Consider the following 14,648-nt stretch of genomic DNA (forward strand, 5'->3'; position numbering starts at 1 on the left):
ACAACACTGATAAATCAGGATTAGGACTGCTGAATGGTTGATACCAAGACCCCTGGCGACAAGAAGCTGAGCGTTCCGAGCAAGACGCTATCGCTCAAGCCGCGCGTCGAAACGGGCACCGTGCGCCAGAGCTTCAGCCATGGCCGCAGCAAGCAGGTCGTGGTCGAGAAGCGCGGCAAGCGCCGCATGGGCGACGGACCCGAGCCGCATGCACCTGAGGTGACGGCAAAACCGGCGCCGGCCGCACCCGCCGCGCCGTCGCGCCCGGCGCCGTCCGCGCCGCCGCGCAACGCAGGTTCCGGCGTGGTGCTGCGAACCCTGACCGAGGACGAGCGTTCGGCCCGCGCCAGTGCGCTGGCCGATGCCAAGCTGCGCGAGGTCGAGGAACGCCGCCAGGCCGAGGAAGAGGCGCAGCGCCGCGCCGCCCGTGAGGCCGCCGAGCGCGCCGAGCGCGAAGCCGCCGAAGCCCGCCGCAAGGCCGAGGAAGAGCGGCATCGCCACGAGGACGAAGCCAAGCGCAAGGCCGAGACCGAGGCCAAGAAGCGTTTTGGCGAAGGCGAGCAGCCGGCCGCGCCGCGTCCCGCCGCCGCGGCATCGGCCGCGCCTGCGCCGCGCCAGGGCACCACGACGGCACGCCCGGGAACCGCGCCGGCGCGCCCTGCAGCGACGACCGCGCAGCGTCCCGGTGGACCGGCTGGCCGCGGCCCCGCCGTTGCGGCCGAGCCTGAGGACGACGAGGCTCCGCGCCAGGTGCGTCGAGGTCCCGGCGGCGCGATGCGTCCCGCCGCAGCCCCGAAGACCACACACAAGCCCGGCCCGCAGAAGGAACGCGGCCGCCTCACCGTCGTCACCGCGCTCAACGCCGACGACGTGCGCGAGCGCTCGATCGCCTCGTTCCGCCGTCGCACCCAGCGCCTGAAGGGCCACGCCTCGAACGAGCCGAAGGAAAAGCTGGTCCGCGAAGTGACCATTCCGGAGGCGATCACCATCCAGGAACTCGCCAACCGCATGTCCGAGCGCGCGGTCGACGTCATCCGCCTGCTGATGAAGCAGGGCGCGATGCACAAGATCACCGACGTGATCGACGCCGACACCGCGCAGCTGATCGCCGAAGAGCTCGGCCACACCGTCAAGCGCGTCGCTGCATCCGACGTCGAGGAAGGCCTGTTCGACATCGTCGACGATTCCACCGACACCGAGACGCGTTCGCCGGTCGTGACCGTGATGGGTCACGTCGACCACGGCAAGACGTCGCTGCTCGATGCGCTGCGCCACGCCAACGTCGTCTCGGGCGAAGCCGGCGGCATCACCCAGCACATCGGCGCCTACCAGGTGGTCTCGCCGGAAAGCGGCAAGAAGATCACCTTCATCGACACGCCCGGCCACGCCGCGTTCACCGCGATGCGCGCCCGCGGCGCCAAGGTCACCGACATCGTCGTGCTGGTGGTCGCGGCCGATGACGGCGTCATGCCGCAGACGGTCGAAGCCATCAACCACGCCAAGGCGGCGCGGGTGCCGATCATCGTTGCCATCAACAAGATCGACAAGCCCGACGCCAAGCCCGAGCGCGTGCGCACCGAGCTGCTCCAGCACGAGGTGCAGGTGGAGTCGTTCGGCGGCGACGTCGTCGACGTCGAGGTGTCCGCCAAGAACAAGACCAATCTCGACAAGCTGCTCGAGATGATCGCGCTGCAGGCCGAAATCCTCGACCTGAAGACCAATTCGCAGCGTCCGGCCGAAGGCACGGTGATCGAGGCCAAGCTCGATCGCGGCCGTGGTCCGGTCGCGACCGTGCTGGTGCAGCGCGGCACGCTCCGCGTCGGCGACATCATCGTCGCGGGTGCCGAAATGGGCCGCGTCCGCGCGTTGATCTCCGACCAGGGCGAGACCGTGCAGGAGGCCGGCCCCTCGGTGCCGGTCGAGGTGCTCGGCTTCAACGGCCCGCCGGAGGCCGGCGACCGTCTCGCGGTGGTCGAGAACGAAGCCCGCGCCCGCCAGGTCACCAGCTACCGCGCGCACCAGAAGCGCGAGAACGCGGCAGCCTCGATCTCCGGCATGCGCGGCTCGCTCGAGCAGATGATGTCGCAATTGAAGACGGCGGGCCGCAAGGAATTCCCGCTGATCGTCAAGGCCGACGTGCAGGGTTCGCTCGAAGCCATCCTCGGCTCGCTGGAGAAGCTCGGCACCGACGAGGTCGCCGCCCGCATCCTGCATGCCGGCGTCGGCGGCATCTCGGAATCCGACGTGACGCTGGCCGAAGGCTTCAACGCCGCGATCATCGGCTTCTCGGTTCGCGCCAACAAGGAGGCCGCTGCGGCCGCCAAGCGCAACGGCATCGAAATCCGCTACTACAACATCATCTACGACCTCGTGGACGACGTGAAGAAGGCGATGAGCGGCCTGCTCGCGCCGACCTTGCGCGAAACCATGCTGGGCAATGCCGAGATCCTGGAGATCTTCAACATCTCCAAGGTCGGCAAGGTCGCCGGCTGCCGCGTCACCGACGGCACCGTGGAACGCGGCGCCAATGTGCGCCTGATCCGCGACAACGTCGTCGTGCACGAAGGCAAGCTATCGACGCTGAAGCGCTTCAAGGACGAAGTGAAGGAAGTGCAGTCCGGCCAGGAATGCGGCATGGCCTTCGAGAACTATCACGACATGCGTGCCGGTGACGTGATCGAGTGTTATCGCGTGGAGACGATCCAGCGCTCCCTGTAAGTCCAAATCTTACCGAAGCGTTCGGATCTTTTTGAACTGAGATTGCGGGAGTGCGATGGCCGGATTTTTCCGGCCATCCACCCCTCTTCGTTTCAACAGGACAAGTGACAATGCCCGTGCCGCAGGCACCGGGCATGACGAGGTGATTTTCGAAAAATGCCACGGCATCATCAGAAGAAGAGTTCCGCGCCCGGCGGCTCGCAGCGTCAGTTGCGCGTCGGCGAGCAGGTTCGCCACGCGATGGCCGATATTCTGGCGCAAGGCAACGTGCATGATGCCGACCTCGAAGGTCACATCATCACCGTGCCGGAGGTGCGGATGTCGCCCGACCTGAAGCTCGCGACGGTCTACGTGATGCCGCTCGGCGGCCGCGACACCGAGCTCGTGATCACTGCGCTCGAGCGCAACAAGAAATTCCTGCGCGGCGAGGTCGCGCGGCGCGTTAACCTGAAATTTGCACCTGACATTCGCTTCCGCGTCGACGAACGATTCGACGAGGCGGAACGGATCGAGAAGCTTTTGCGAACGCCTGCGGTGCAGAAGGATTTGGAACAGGATCCGCATTCGGATCGGGAAGAAGAGCAATGACCATGGACCCCGCTCACGGCGCGATCGGCGGCAACGACACCGATCAGCGCGACGTGCAGAACAATGATTTCGCGGAGAATTCGCAGCCGCATCAGGAGCCGCGCCGCGTCAACAACGATCCGCGCGCCAAGCAGCAGAAGGGCAACCAGGTCCGCCGCGACCGCCGCGACGTCCATGGCTGGGTCGTGCTCGACAAGCCGATCGGCATGACCTCGACGCAGGCGGTCGCCGTGCTCAAGCGCCTGTTCAACGCCAAGCGGGCCGGACACGCCGGCACGCTCGATCCGCTCGCCTCCGGGGGCTTGCCGATCGCGCTCGGTGAGGCCACCAAGACCGTCCCCTTCGTGATGGACGGCCGCAAGCGCTACCGCTTCACGGTCTGCTGGGGCGAGGAGCGCGACACCGACGACATCGAGGGCCGCGTCACCGCGACCTCGGACCGGCGCCCGAGCCGGGAGGCGATCCTGGCCCTGCTGCCCCGCTTCACCGGGGTGATCGAGCAGATCCCGCCGCGCTATTCGGCGATCAAGGTCCAGGGCGAGCGCGCCTATGATCTCGCCCGCGACGGCGAGGTCGTGGAACTGGCGCCCCGCCCGGTCGAGATTCACCATTTAACCCTTGTCGATCAACCAGATAACGACCGGGCCGTGTTCGAGGCCGAATGCGGCAAGGGCACCTATGTCCGGGCGCTCGCCCGCGATATGGGCCGGATTCTCGGCACTTACGGCCATATCTGCGCGCTGCGGCGGACCCTGGTCGGCCCATTTGGCGAAAACGACATGATTCCGCTGGATCAGTTGGAGGCTTTGTGCGATAGAGCCGCGTCCGGCGAGGGCAGCCTCGCCGACGCGCTTTTGCCCGTTGAGACCGCGCTGGACGACATCCCGGCACTGGCCGTCACTCGGGCTGATGCGGCAAGGCTCCATCGGGGCCAGGCCGTTTTGTTGCGCGGACGGGATGCGCCCACTTGTAGCGGCACAGTCTATGTCACGGTGGCAGGCCGTCTTTTGGCGCTTGCCGAAGTTGGCAATGGCGAAATCATCCCCAAGCGTGTGTTCAACCTGACCGGCCTGACTGCCAGCCCCGGTCGCAACGAGAGAAACTGACGATGTCGATTGCCGCAGAACGCAAAGCGGAAGTCATCAAGACGAATGCCACCAAGGCCGGCGACACCGGCTCGCCCGAGGTTCAGGTCGCGATCCTGTCGGAACGCATCAACAACCTCACCAACCATTTCAAGACCCACGTGAAGGACAACCATTCGCGTCGCGGCCTCTTGAAGCTGGTCTCGACCCGCCGCTCGCTCCTCGACTATCTCAAGAGGAAGGACGAGGCGCGGTACAAGGCGCTGATCGAGAAGCACAATATTCGTCGTTAAGAGTTGCTGCGCGCGCCACCGGCGCGCGTTTTCGCACGTGGTTTCGAACGAAAGCGCTTCCTTAAAGGTTTTTGATCGAGGCTGCGTGCGCGTCGGATGCAGATCATGACGATTCGCATCCGGGCATGAACGGCGAAGACCGCAGTTCGGTGTTCGCGCTCGTGCCGACTGACAGTCCAGCAGCAATCCGGCGGCTGGGCACAACGGGCAAGGCGCCCGTATGACCCGAAAGGATGGACGCCATCCGACATCCAAAAACCATGGCAGGATCGCAGGACGCTGATCATCCGCTCCGATCAGCGTCCCGCAATCTTGCGCATGGTTTTTGTTTTTCGAGCGCCGTCCCTTCTTTCGAGAACCCATGAAAGAAGACCTCTATGTTCAATAAGCATTCAGTCGAGATCGACTGGGGCGGACGCCCACTCAAGCTCGAAACCGGCAAGATCGCCCGTCAGGCCGACGGCGCCGTCGTCGCCACCTATGGCGAGACCGTGGTGCTCGCCACCGTCGTCGCGGCGAAGGCGCCGCGCGAAGGCGTCGACTTCCTGCCGCTGACCGTCGATTACCAGGAAAAGGCCTACGCTGCGGGCCGCATTCCCGGCGGCTATTTCAAGCGCGAGGGCCGTCCGACCGAGAAGGAGACGCTGGTCTCCCGCCTGATCGACCGTCCGATCCGCCCGCTGTTCGTCGACGGCTGGCGCAACGAGACCCAGGTGATCGTCACCGTGCTGTCGCACGACATGGAGAACGATCCCGACGTCGTGGCGATGGTCGCGGCCTCCGCCGCGCTGACGCTGTCCGGCGTGCCGTTCAAGGGCCCGATCGGCGCGGCCCGCGTCGGCTTTGCCAATGACGAATTCGTCCTCAACCCGACGCTCGACGAGATGGTCGACACCCAGCTCGACCTCGTCGTCGCCGGCACTGCCGACGCCGTGCTGATGGTCGAATCGGAAGCCAAGGAGCTCAACGAGGACGTAATGCTCGGCGCCGTGATGTTCGGTCACCGCCACTTCCAGCCGGTCATCAACGCGATCATCGAGCTCGCCGAGAAGGCCGCCAAGGAGCCGCGCGAAGTCACCGCGATCGACAATGCGGCGCTCGAGAAGGAAATGCTCGGCCTGATCGAGCAGGAGCTGCGTGCCGCCTACGCGATTCCCATCAAGCAGGAGCGTTATGCCGCCGTCGGCGTCGCCAAGGAAAAGGTGATGGCCCACTACTTCCCGGAGGGCCAGGAGCCGAAATACGACAAGCTCCGTGTCGCCGGCGTGTTCAAGGAGCTCGAGGCCAAGATCGTCCGCTGGAACATCCTCGACACCGGCAAGCGCATCGACGGCCGCGACGTCAAGACCGTGCGCAACATCGTCGCCGAAGTCGGCGTGCTGCCGCGCGCCCACGGCTCGGCGCTGTTCACCCGCGGCGAGACCCAGGCGATGGTCGTGACCACGCTCGGCACCGGCGAGGACGAGCAGTACATCGACGCGCTGTCGGGAACGTACAAGGAGACGTTCCTGCTGCACTACAACTTCCCGCCCTATTCGGTCGGCGAGACCGGCCGCCTCGGCGGCACCAAGCGCCGCGAGATCGGCCACGGCAAGCTGGCCTGGCGCGCGATCCATCCGGTGCTGCCGCCGCACCATGAATTCCCCTACACGGTGCGCGTGGTCTCGGAGATCACCGAGTCCAACGGCTCCTCGTCGATGGCCTCGGTCTGCGGCGCCTCGCTGGCGCTGATGGATGCGGGCGTGCCGCTGAAGCGGCCGACCGCGGGCATCGCCATGGGCCTGATCCTCGAGGACAAGCGCTTTGCCGTTCTCTCCGACATCCTCGGTGACGAGGACCATCTCGGCGACATGGATTTCAAGGTCGCCGGCACCGAACAGGGCATCACCTCGCTACAGATGGACATCAAGATCGAGGGCATCACCGAAGAGATCATGCGCGTCGCCCTCGGCCAGGCCAAGGAAGGCCGCATCCACATCCTCGGCGAGATGGCCAAGGCCCTCACCGCGGCCCGCGCCGAGCTCGGCGAATACGCGCCGCGCATCGAGACCTTCAAAATCCCGACCGACAAGATCCGCGAAGTGATCGGCACCGGCGGCAAGGTGATCCGCGAGATCGTCGAGAAGACCGGCGCCAAGGTCAACATCGAGGACGACGGCACCGTGAAGGTCGCCTCCAGCGACGGCGAGGCGATGAAGGCCGCGATCAAGTGGATCAAGTCGATCGCGTCCGAGCCGGAAGTCGGCCAGATCTATGACGGCACCGTCGTCAAGGTGATGGAGTTCGGCGCCTTTGTGAACTTCTTCGGCTCCAAGGACGGCCTCGTCCACATCAGCCAGCTCGCGGCGAACCGCGTGCAGAAGACCTCCGACGTCGTCAAGGAAGGCGACAAGGTCAAGGTCAAGCTGCTCGGCTTCGACGATCGCGGCAAGACCCGCCTGTCGATGAAGGTGGTCGACCAGACCACCGGCGAGGACCTCGAAGCCAAGGACAAGGCCGCCGAGGGCGAGAAGGCCCCGCGCGAAGCGGCGGGCGAGTAATCGCTCAACCACGTCAGAAACACGAAGGGCGGCCGAGAGGCCGCCCTTTTTGTTTGTGTTGTATTGTCGATCGGTCCGTAGCCCGTATGAAGCGAAGCGGAATGCGGGACGGCGTCCCGGATTGCGCTGCGCTCCATCCGGGCTACGAGATCACCTCTCCCGCATCCGCCTTCGCTTAGGCTTCGGCGGACAAGAGCGAAAGAGGTGGCACCCTCACGCCACGAGGTCGTAGCGGTCGAGGTTCATCACCTTGGTCCAGGCCGTGGCGAAGTCCTTGACGAACTTCTCCTTGGAGTCCGAGGTGGCATAGACCTCGGCGAAGGCGCGGAGCTGCGAGTGTGCGCCGAAGATGAGATCGACGCGCGTGCCGGTCCACTTCACCGCATTGGTCTTGCGGTCGCGCCCTTCGTAGCTGCCGTCGGCCGCTTGCGTCCACTGCGTGCTCATGTCGAGCAGGTTGACGAAGAAGTCGTTGCTCAACGTTCCCACCTTGGTGGTGAACACGCCGTGCTTCGAGCCGTTCGCGTTGGCGCCGAGCACACGCAGGCCGCCGACCAGCACCGTCATCTCGGGGCCGGTGAGCCTCAAGAGCTGCGCACGATCGACCAGAGCTTCCTCCTGCTGCATGAACTGATGCCGCTTGCCAATGTAATTGCGGAAGCCATCGGCGCGCGGCTCCAGCGGCGCGAAGGAGGCCGCGTCCGTCTGCTCCTGCGAAGCATCCATGCGGCCCGGCGTGAAGCCGACCTTGACCTCGACGCCGGCATCCTTGGCGGCCTTCTCGACCGCGGCGGTGCCGCCGAGCACAATCAGGTCCGCAAGCGAGACTTTCTTCGCGCCTGAAGACGCGTTGAAGTCCTTCTGGATCGCTTCGAGCTTGCCGAGCACCTTGGCGAGCTGGGCCGGCTCGTTCACCTCCCAGTCCTTCTGCGGGGCAAGGCGGATGCGCGCGCCGTTGGCCCCGCCGCGCTTGTCCGAGCCGCGGAACGTCGAGGCCGACGCCCAGGCGGTCGAGACCAGCTCGGACACCGAGAGGCCCGAAGCCAGGATCTTGCTCTTCAGCGAGGCGATATCCTGCTCGCCGACCAGCTCGTGATCCACGGCGGGAATCGGATCCTGCCAGATCAGCGTCTCCTTCGGCACCAGCGGGCCGAGGTAGCGCTGGATCGGACCCATGTCGCGATGGGTGAGCTTGAACCAGGCGCGGGCGAAGGCGTCCGCGAACTGATCGGGATTCTCGTAGAAGCGCCGCGAGATCTTCTGATAGGCCGGATCCATGCGCAGCGAGAGGTCGGTCGTCAGCATGGTCGGCCGATGCTTCTTCGACTTGTCGAAGGCGTCGGGAATGATCGCATCGGCGCCTTTCGCCACCCACTGGTTGGCACCGCCCGGGCTCTTGGTCAGCTCCCATTCGTACTTGAACAGGTTCTCGAAGAAGTTGTTGCTCCACTTCGTCGGGGTCTGCGTCCAGGTCACCTCGATGCCGCTGGTGATGGCGTCGCCCGCGAGGCCCGAGGCGTGCTTGCTCTTCCAGCCGAGGCCCTGATCTTCCAGCGCGCCGGCTTCCGGCTCCGGGCCGACCAGCGACGGATCGCCCGCGCCATGGGTCTTGCCGAAAGTGTGGCCGCCGGCGATCAGCGCGACGGTCTCCTCGTCGTTCATCGCCATGCGGAAGAAGGTCTCGCGGATGTCCTTGGCCGCGGCGACCGGGTCCGGCTTGCCGTTCGGGCCTTCCGGATTGACGTAGATGAGGCCCATCTGCACGGCGCCGAGCGGCTCGGCGAGCTGGCGTTCGCCGCTGTAGCGCTCATCGCCGAGCCAGGTGCCCTCAGGGCCCCAATACAGCTCCTCCGGCTCCCAGACGTCGGCGCGGCCACCCGCAAATCCAAACGTCTTGAAGCCCATCGATTCCAGCGCGACGTTGCCGGCGAGCACCATCAGATCGGCCCAGGAAATCTTGCGGCCGTATTTCTGCTTGATCGGCCACAGCAGACGGCGGGCCTTGTCGAGGTTGGCATTGTCGGGCCAGCTGTTGAGCGGGGCGAAACGCTGCTGACCGGCGCCGGCGCCACCGCGGCCGTCGGTGATGCGGTAGGTGCCCGCGCTGTGCCAGGCCATGCGGATCATCAGGCCGCCGTAGTGGCCGAAGTCGGCGGGCCACCATTCCTGCGAATCCGTCATCAGGGCCGTGAGGTCCTTGATGACCGCGTTCAGGTCGAGCGACTTGAACTCCTTGGCATAGTCGAATTCCTTGCCCATCGGATCGGACAGATCGGAATTCTTGTGCAGCACCTCGATGTTGAGCTGCGTCGGCCACCAGTCGCGATTCGTGCGCGTGGGTTTTCCGCCCGAAAACGGGCACTTCGAAGTGTCGTCCATGAATACCTCCTCTGGCGGCGTCGAACTCGCACCTTTTGACCAGGTAGAAGCACTCTAAGCTCCACGTTCGATCAGGTGAAGTTGACTTTAATGATCGCTGCAATAAGATTTCCTGATGCTCAACGTCACGCTGCGCCAGCTCCGGTATTTCGATGCGCTGGCCCGTCACGGCCATTTCGGCCGCGCGGCCGAGTCCTGCTCGATCTCGCAACCCGCCCTGTCGATGCAGATCAAGGAACTCGAGGAGGCGCTGGGCGGCCTGCTGCTGGAGCGCAGCGCGCGGCAGGTCGCGCTGACCCGGTTCGGCGAGGAGCTGGCGCAACGGGTCCGCGACATCCTGCGCTCGGTCGACGAGCTCGGCGATTTCGCCCGTGCTTCGCAGGACCGCTTTGCCGGCCGCCTGCGCATCGGCATGATCCCGACCATCGCGCCCTACCTGCTGCCCAAGATCACCAAGAACCTCACGCGCATGCATCCGGAGCTCGACATCCGCGTGCGCGAGACCATGACGCCGCGGCTGATCCAGGAGTTGGTGGAGGGACGGCTCGACACCGCCATCGTGGCGCTGCCGGTGTCGGAGCCCTCGCTCACCGAGGTCGCGCTGTTCGAGGAGAAGTTTCTGCTGGTGCGGCCGGGCGCCGATGAAGGCACACCGGTGCCGTCGCGCGAAATGATGCGCGAGATGCGGCTGCTGCTGCTCGAGGAGGGACACTGCTTCCGCGACCAGGCGCTCTCCTTCTGCAACATGCAATCGGCGCCGCCGCGCGAGATGCTGGATGCGAACTCGCTGTCGACGCTGGTCCAGATGGTCAGCGCCGGGATTGGCGTCACCCTGATCCCGGAGATGGCGGTGCCGGTGGAGACGCGCTCCGCCTCGGTCTCGCTGGCGCGCTTCCGCGACCCCGAGCCGTCGCGCACCATCGGCATGGTCTGGCGCAAGACCAGCCCGCTGGCGCGGCAGCTGCTGCAGATCTCCGAGGTGGTGTGCCTGTCGGCCGGCAAGGTGCGCGCGCGGCAATCCGTGCGCAGCCAGAAGGCTTGACGCGCTGATGTCGCATCCGGTCATCCGCCCCGCCCGCGCGGACGAATACGACGAGATCGGCCGGGTCTGGATGGAGAGCTGGGTCTCCACCGGCCTCGCCGAAGCCAGCGACTTCCTGCTGGCGAACTTGCGTGCGCGCATCAGGCGCGAGATCGAGAACGGCTGGAGCCTGTTCGTCGCCGACGATTGCGGCACGATCGCCGCGATGCTGGCGTTGCATCTGCCAAAGCTCTGTCTCGACATGCTGTTCGTCGCGCCCGCCTATCAGGGCCAATCGCTCGGCCGGCAATTGCTGGCCTTCGCGCGCACGCAAATGCCGGACGAAATGTATCTGCGCTGCGTCCGCGAGAACGAGAAGGCCTGGCGCTGGTACGAGCGCGAAGGTTTTGTGTTCGAGAAGGAAGAGATCGAGCCGTCGAACGGGTTCGTGATGAAATATTATCGGTGGATGCGAAGGACCACCGCCACGTAGCGCGCCGAGACCCTCACCTTGCGGTTGTCATCGGCTCGCTCTAAGACTTATCTCAAGTCCTCAGCGGACATCTTCAAGCTGGTGATCCCCCCGCCGATTCCATGTTTCGCATCTGTTTGACCGCGCTCTCCCTTGTTGGTCTCATCAGCGTCGCCGCGGCGCAGCCTGCACCGCCATCGGCGACGCCCACGACGCGACCAGTCAAGGGCGCAACTCCGAAAGGCGCACCGAATCCCAAGCAGGCGGGCGCTGTTGACGCCGGCCCATGCGAAATCGGCCTCCTGGCCGCGCCCGCCAATCGCTTCGGCGTTCAGCAGGTCGGCTTCACCGTGTTCGGCAACGAGTACACACCCGTCCCGGTCGACAGTTGGGGGCTGGACGATCTCATCCTGTCGCGGCTTCGTGCCGCCGCAGCCGGAAAGTCGGTCAGGCGAATTGCGTATTCGCCCGCTGCTTTTGCGCATGCCGTGGAATCTGGATCGCCGATGCTGCGTCGGAACCCGGAACGACAGGAGTTCGTTCAGCAGAGCGCTGCCACCACCAAGTGTCAACGCTATGTTCTTGTCGAGCGGTACCAGAATCGCTTCAGCAATACCAACCAGTCCGTCGAAGGCTTTGGCATCGTGAAATGGGGCAACCCCATCAAGCGTCGCACGTTCCTGTTCGCGTTGACCTACATCACCGTGTACGACGGGCAGTCATTCGAGGCCATCAAGAAGGGCGCCGCAAGCCTGGATGACGAGCCGATGATGTCCCGCCTGATCGGGATCAACCCCATCAGTGGTCCCAACAGGGAGTTGGACGAGGCGGCCTTTCCATCGGCTCCCGCCGAGGTCGCGGCGAACGCGAAGCTGCGCGACGGTGTCCGTGCCTTATTGACGACGAGCCTCGACCGGACATTACCACAACTGCTCCAGCAATAAGGCCCCGCACCATGATCAAGCTCTATTGGTCGCCCCGCTCGCGCTCGTTCACGACGCTCTGGCTGATGGAGGAGAGCGGCCTGCCCTATGAGCGCGTGCTGACCGACATCTCGACCGGCGCGCAGAAGGCGCCGGACTATCTGAAGATCAATCCGATGGGCAAGGTGCCGGCGCTGACGGACGGCGAGGCCGCGCTCGGCGAAGCCGCGGCGATCTGCGCCTACATCGCCGACCGCTATCCCGAGACCAGGCTCGCGCCCGCCGTAACCGACCCGCGCCGGGCGCGCTATCTGCAATGGCTGTTCTTCTCGCCGGGCTGCATCGAGCCGGCCATTATCCAGATCTTCACCAAGATCGAGGTCCCGGCCTCGACCGCGGCCTGGGGCAGCGCGACGCAGGTGTTCGACGTGCTGGAAGCTGCGCTCGAAAAGGGTCCGTGGATTCTCGGCGAGCACTTTTCCGCCGCCGATGTCGTGATCGGCGCGGGCCTGAATTTTGCGGTGCGCCGGTTCAAGATGGTCCCGTCGCGCCCGGCCTTCGATGCTTATCTCGCGCGCTGCACGGCGCGGCCGGCGTTCCAGCGCGCGGAGAAGATCGCGGCGGGATGAAGCAGCCCGCCGCCTATAGCTTGATCTTGAGGACGGCCAGTCCGGACTGCTGAAGCAGTCCGGAGGATGTCGCCGCAGCGCCATAGCGGATGCCGAGATCGAAGCCTCTGCCGTCGGCGGCGACGAGGCCCAGCGCGGTCGAGTAGATCCACGGCGACAACGCAAGGCCGTTGGTGACGAAAGCGTCGCCGCCGCCGGCAAACGCGGACTTGATCTGCAGTCCCTGGTTCAGCGTGTTGTAACCGACGCCGACATCGCCGGTGAGATAGACCTGCTTCGCGATCCTGTATGCACCCTTCAGTCCCGCTGTCAGCGTCAGCTCGCGATAGGTTTGCGAATCCACGTTGAGGCTGAAGCCGCCGGCGCCGCCTTCGTGATAGGCGGGAGAGCGAACCTGACCATAGTCCAGCCGCAGCGACGGCGCGAGCGCAAGTCCCGGCTCGATCGGGATCAGCTTGCGGACGCCGACACCCGTGTGACCGCCATAGGATCGATAGCCCGCACCGGCCGTGCTGTTGATGAAGGTGAGCGAGCGGCTCTCGCCATTGTCGTTCAGTGCGCCGTCGATCTGGCCGTCGACCTGGACCCCGTGGCCGAGCGCATACGCGCCGTAAAGCCCCGCCTGATACGAGTCGATGGCAAGCCGGTTCGGGACTGCGTCCTCCCTTCCGGTGATGGATTGATGCGAATAACCGAACACGCCGCCGAGCATTGCGCGCGCGGAGAGCATCGCGTCCGCACCGACGGCCATGCCGCCACCGGAGGCGTTGTAGCCGGGAACGCCATCGACGCTGCCCTGCCGGGTGCTACCGCCGAGCGGCTTCATCCAGAAATTCCGCTCAGCTGTGATACCGGCATTCAGCCCGAGCACGTCATCCAATCGTCCCGTCATCGCCTGCTGGAATACGCGCTGCGTGGCATAGGTCGCCTGCGATGCCGCACCGGTGAGAACAGGCAGGGTCTGGTTGACGGCATTGACGAGACCGGAGCCGCTGAGATTGTCCAGCGCAGTGAAACCGGTGGCCATGCTGCCGGTCCAGCCAAGCGATGTCGCAGACAGGCGGTAGAGCATATCGGCTGCGCCCAACCCGGCACGGCTGTTCTGCGCCTGAAGCATCTCGGCGTAGGGCCGCACCAAAGAGAGATAAGCAACGCCGCCGGCCGAATTGCCTGACAGATCATAGGTGCTGACCAGCATCTGCGCGCCCGATGCGTCGCCGCTGGCCGTGCCATAGAGGCTGGCGAGCGTGCCGCGCGAGAGCGTGTTGAAGAGGACGTTGCCCTCCGGCGTCACCGAGCCCAGCAGGGTGAAATTGGCGGCGCTGCTGCCTGCGGGCGCCACCCCAGCACCCCAGAAATATCCGTTCTGGTAATTCGTGATGACGAAGCGCCCGGGCGCCGACGTGCCGAACAAGGCATTGCTAGTGATCCGCCACGGTGTGCCCGACGTCCACGCCCATTGCGGGACGGAGTTGGCGGGAACAGGCTGCGAAGCGGGTGGCGTGAAGGTCGCGGGATCATAAGGAAGCATATAGGCCCAATGACTCACGAGCACGCTGTCGCCCGTGATCATCTGCATCTCCATCGAGGTCACGCCGCCAATTGTCCTCATGTGGCCAAGGCCGACCGTTGCAGCGCCGCCCGCGGTTGGCGTGAACAGCATCGTGATCTGGCCCGCGGTCGTGACGAAGCCCTGGATGGTCGAGGTGTCGGTCAGGAGTGCGGGCCCGATCTTGAGCTGTGCCACGCTCGTGCCGGTGAAGGAGCCGTTCGTCGCCGTCGCGAGCGACCACAGAGTCTGGTCGCCGATGGGGATCGGATTGGAGAAGCCGGTCTTCGGTGCGGCATAGGCGAGCAATTGCGCCGTGGGCACATACCAATGCGTGTTGGACAGGGTCGAATCCCAGATCGCCGACTGCGCCAGGGCCTGCGAACCGCCACAGAGCAGCACCGCGCCAGCAACGGACGCCAGCGCGCTTGCGCGACACATCGCATGCACT

At 65.4% G+C, this 14,648-nt stretch carries 11 protein-coding genes; 9 read left to right on the top strand and 2 right to left on the bottom strand.

All coding sequences use genetic code 11. The features are described from left to right. The first annotated feature begins 33 nt into the window (after positions 1-33). The 5 genes from infB to pnp all read left to right on the top strand — a co-directional run bounded on the left by infB (position 34) and on the right by pnp (position 7,224). Positions 34-2,718, top strand: coding sequence for a translation initiation factor IF-2 (gene infB, locus HZZ13_RS26560; RefSeq protein ID WP_197962448.1), 2,685 nt, complete (start codon positions 34-36; stop codon positions 2,716-2,718). A 156-nt stretch (positions 2,719-2,874) separates the two neighbouring features. Continuing rightward, positions 2,875-3,306 carry a 30S ribosome-binding factor RbfA gene (gene rbfA, locus HZZ13_RS26565; RefSeq protein ID WP_197962449.1) on the top strand — a complete coding sequence of 144 codons (432 nt, stop codon included), beginning with the start codon at positions 2,875-2,877 and terminating at the stop codon, positions 3,304-3,306. Further along, complete coding sequence (gene truB / locus HZZ13_RS26570) at positions 3,303-4,412, top strand: tRNA pseudouridine(55) synthase TruB (protein WP_197962450.1); 1,110 nt, start codon at positions 3,303-3,305, stop codon at positions 4,410-4,412. The genes rbfA and truB overlap by 4 nt, the downstream gene beginning before the upstream one ends. Before the next feature lie 2 nt (positions 4,413-4,414). Beyond that, positions 4,415-4,684 (top strand): 30S ribosomal protein S15, encoded by a 270-nt coding sequence (gene rpsO / locus HZZ13_RS26575; protein ID WP_197962451.1) that lies wholly within the window; start codon positions 4,415-4,417, stop codon positions 4,682-4,684. Positions 4,685-5,061: 377 nt separating this feature from the next. Continuing rightward, positions 5,062-7,224, top strand: a complete 2,163-nt coding sequence (pnp, locus tag HZZ13_RS26580) for a polyribonucleotide nucleotidyltransferase (protein WP_197962452.1) — start codon at positions 5,062-5,064, stop codon at positions 7,222-7,224. 213 nt (positions 7,225-7,437) lie between these two features. Here pnp and katG read toward each other — a convergent pair whose 3' ends face one another. Continuing rightward, positions 7,438-9,603 carry a catalase/peroxidase HPI gene (katG, locus tag HZZ13_RS26585; RefSeq protein WP_197962453.1) on the bottom strand — a complete coding sequence of 722 codons (2,166 nt, stop codon included), beginning with the start codon at positions 9,601-9,603 and terminating at the stop codon, positions 7,438-7,440. A 115-nt stretch (positions 9,604-9,718) separates the two neighbouring features. On the opposite strand from katG, the gene HZZ13_RS26590 reads away from it, so the two are divergent. The 4 genes from HZZ13_RS26590 (at position 9,719) to HZZ13_RS26605 (ending at position 12,648) form a co-directional block, all read left to right on the top strand. Then, positions 9,719-10,645: a hydrogen peroxide-inducible genes activator gene (locus tag HZZ13_RS26590; protein WP_197962454.1), complete on the top strand. Its 927-nt coding sequence runs from the start codon at positions 9,719-9,721 to the stop codon at positions 10,643-10,645. 7 nt (positions 10,646-10,652) lie between these two features. Then, positions 10,653-11,117 carry a GNAT family N-acetyltransferase gene (locus HZZ13_RS26595; RefSeq protein ID WP_197962455.1) on the top strand — a complete coding sequence of 155 codons (465 nt, stop codon included), beginning with the start codon at positions 10,653-10,655 and terminating at the stop codon, positions 11,115-11,117. A gap of 101 nt (positions 11,118-11,218) precedes the next feature. Beyond that, the gene (locus HZZ13_RS26600; RefSeq protein WP_197962456.1) at positions 11,219-12,040 is read left to right on the top strand and encodes a hypothetical protein; all 822 of its coding nucleotides are present in this window, start codon (positions 11,219-11,221) and stop codon (positions 12,038-12,040) included. 11 nt (positions 12,041-12,051) lie between these two features. Continuing rightward, on the top strand, positions 12,052-12,648 hold the full coding sequence (locus HZZ13_RS26605; protein ID WP_197962457.1) for a glutathione S-transferase family protein: 597 nt from the start codon (positions 12,052-12,054) through the stop codon (positions 12,646-12,648). 13 nt (positions 12,649-12,661) lie between these two features. Here the strand turns inward: HZZ13_RS26605 and HZZ13_RS26610 are convergent, their stop codons facing one another. After that, positions 12,662-14,638: an autotransporter family protein gene (locus HZZ13_RS26610; protein WP_197962575.1), complete on the bottom strand. Its 1,977-nt coding sequence runs from the start codon at positions 14,636-14,638 to the stop codon at positions 12,662-12,664. Between the last annotated feature and the right edge of the window lie 10 nt (positions 14,639-14,648).

Source organism: Bradyrhizobium agreste (assembly GCF_016031625.1).
Taxonomy (GTDB): domain Bacteria; phylum Pseudomonadota; class Alphaproteobacteria; order Rhizobiales; family Xanthobacteraceae; genus Bradyrhizobium; species Bradyrhizobium agreste.

What these genes read in the sequence shown, in the direction of transcription:
- infB (WP_197962448.1), top strand. Translation starts at nt 34, where the DNA reads ATGGTTGATACCAAGACCCCTGGCGACAAGAAGCTGAGCGTTCCGAGC.
- rbfA (WP_197962449.1), top strand. Translation starts at nt 2,875, where the DNA reads ATGCCACGGCATCATCAGAAGAAGAGTTCCGCGCCCGGCGGCTCGCAG.
- truB (WP_197962450.1), top strand. Translation starts at nt 3,303, where the DNA reads ATGACCATGGACCCCGCTCACGGCGCGATCGGCGGCAACGACACCGAT.
- rpsO (WP_197962451.1), top strand. Translation starts at nt 4,415, where the DNA reads ATGTCGATTGCCGCAGAACGCAAAGCGGAAGTCATCAAGACGAATGCC.
- pnp (WP_197962452.1), top strand. Translation starts at nt 5,062, where the DNA reads ATGTTCAATAAGCATTCAGTCGAGATCGACTGGGGCGGACGCCCACTC.
- katG (WP_197962453.1), bottom strand. Translation starts at nt 9,603, where the DNA reads ATGGACGACACTTCGAAGTGCCCGTTTTCGGGCGGAAAACCCACGCGC.
- HZZ13_RS26590 (WP_197962454.1), top strand. Translation starts at nt 9,719, where the DNA reads ATGCTCAACGTCACGCTGCGCCAGCTCCGGTATTTCGATGCGCTGGCC.
- HZZ13_RS26595 (WP_197962455.1), top strand. Translation starts at nt 10,653, where the DNA reads ATGTCGCATCCGGTCATCCGCCCCGCCCGCGCGGACGAATACGACGAG.
- HZZ13_RS26600 (WP_197962456.1), top strand. Translation starts at nt 11,219, where the DNA reads ATGTTTCGCATCTGTTTGACCGCGCTCTCCCTTGTTGGTCTCATCAGC.
- HZZ13_RS26605 (WP_197962457.1), top strand. Translation starts at nt 12,052, where the DNA reads ATGATCAAGCTCTATTGGTCGCCCCGCTCGCGCTCGTTCACGACGCTC.
- HZZ13_RS26610 (WP_197962575.1), bottom strand. Translation starts at nt 14,638, where the DNA reads ATGTGTCGCGCAAGCGCGCTGGCGTCCGTTGCTGGCGCGGTGCTGCTC.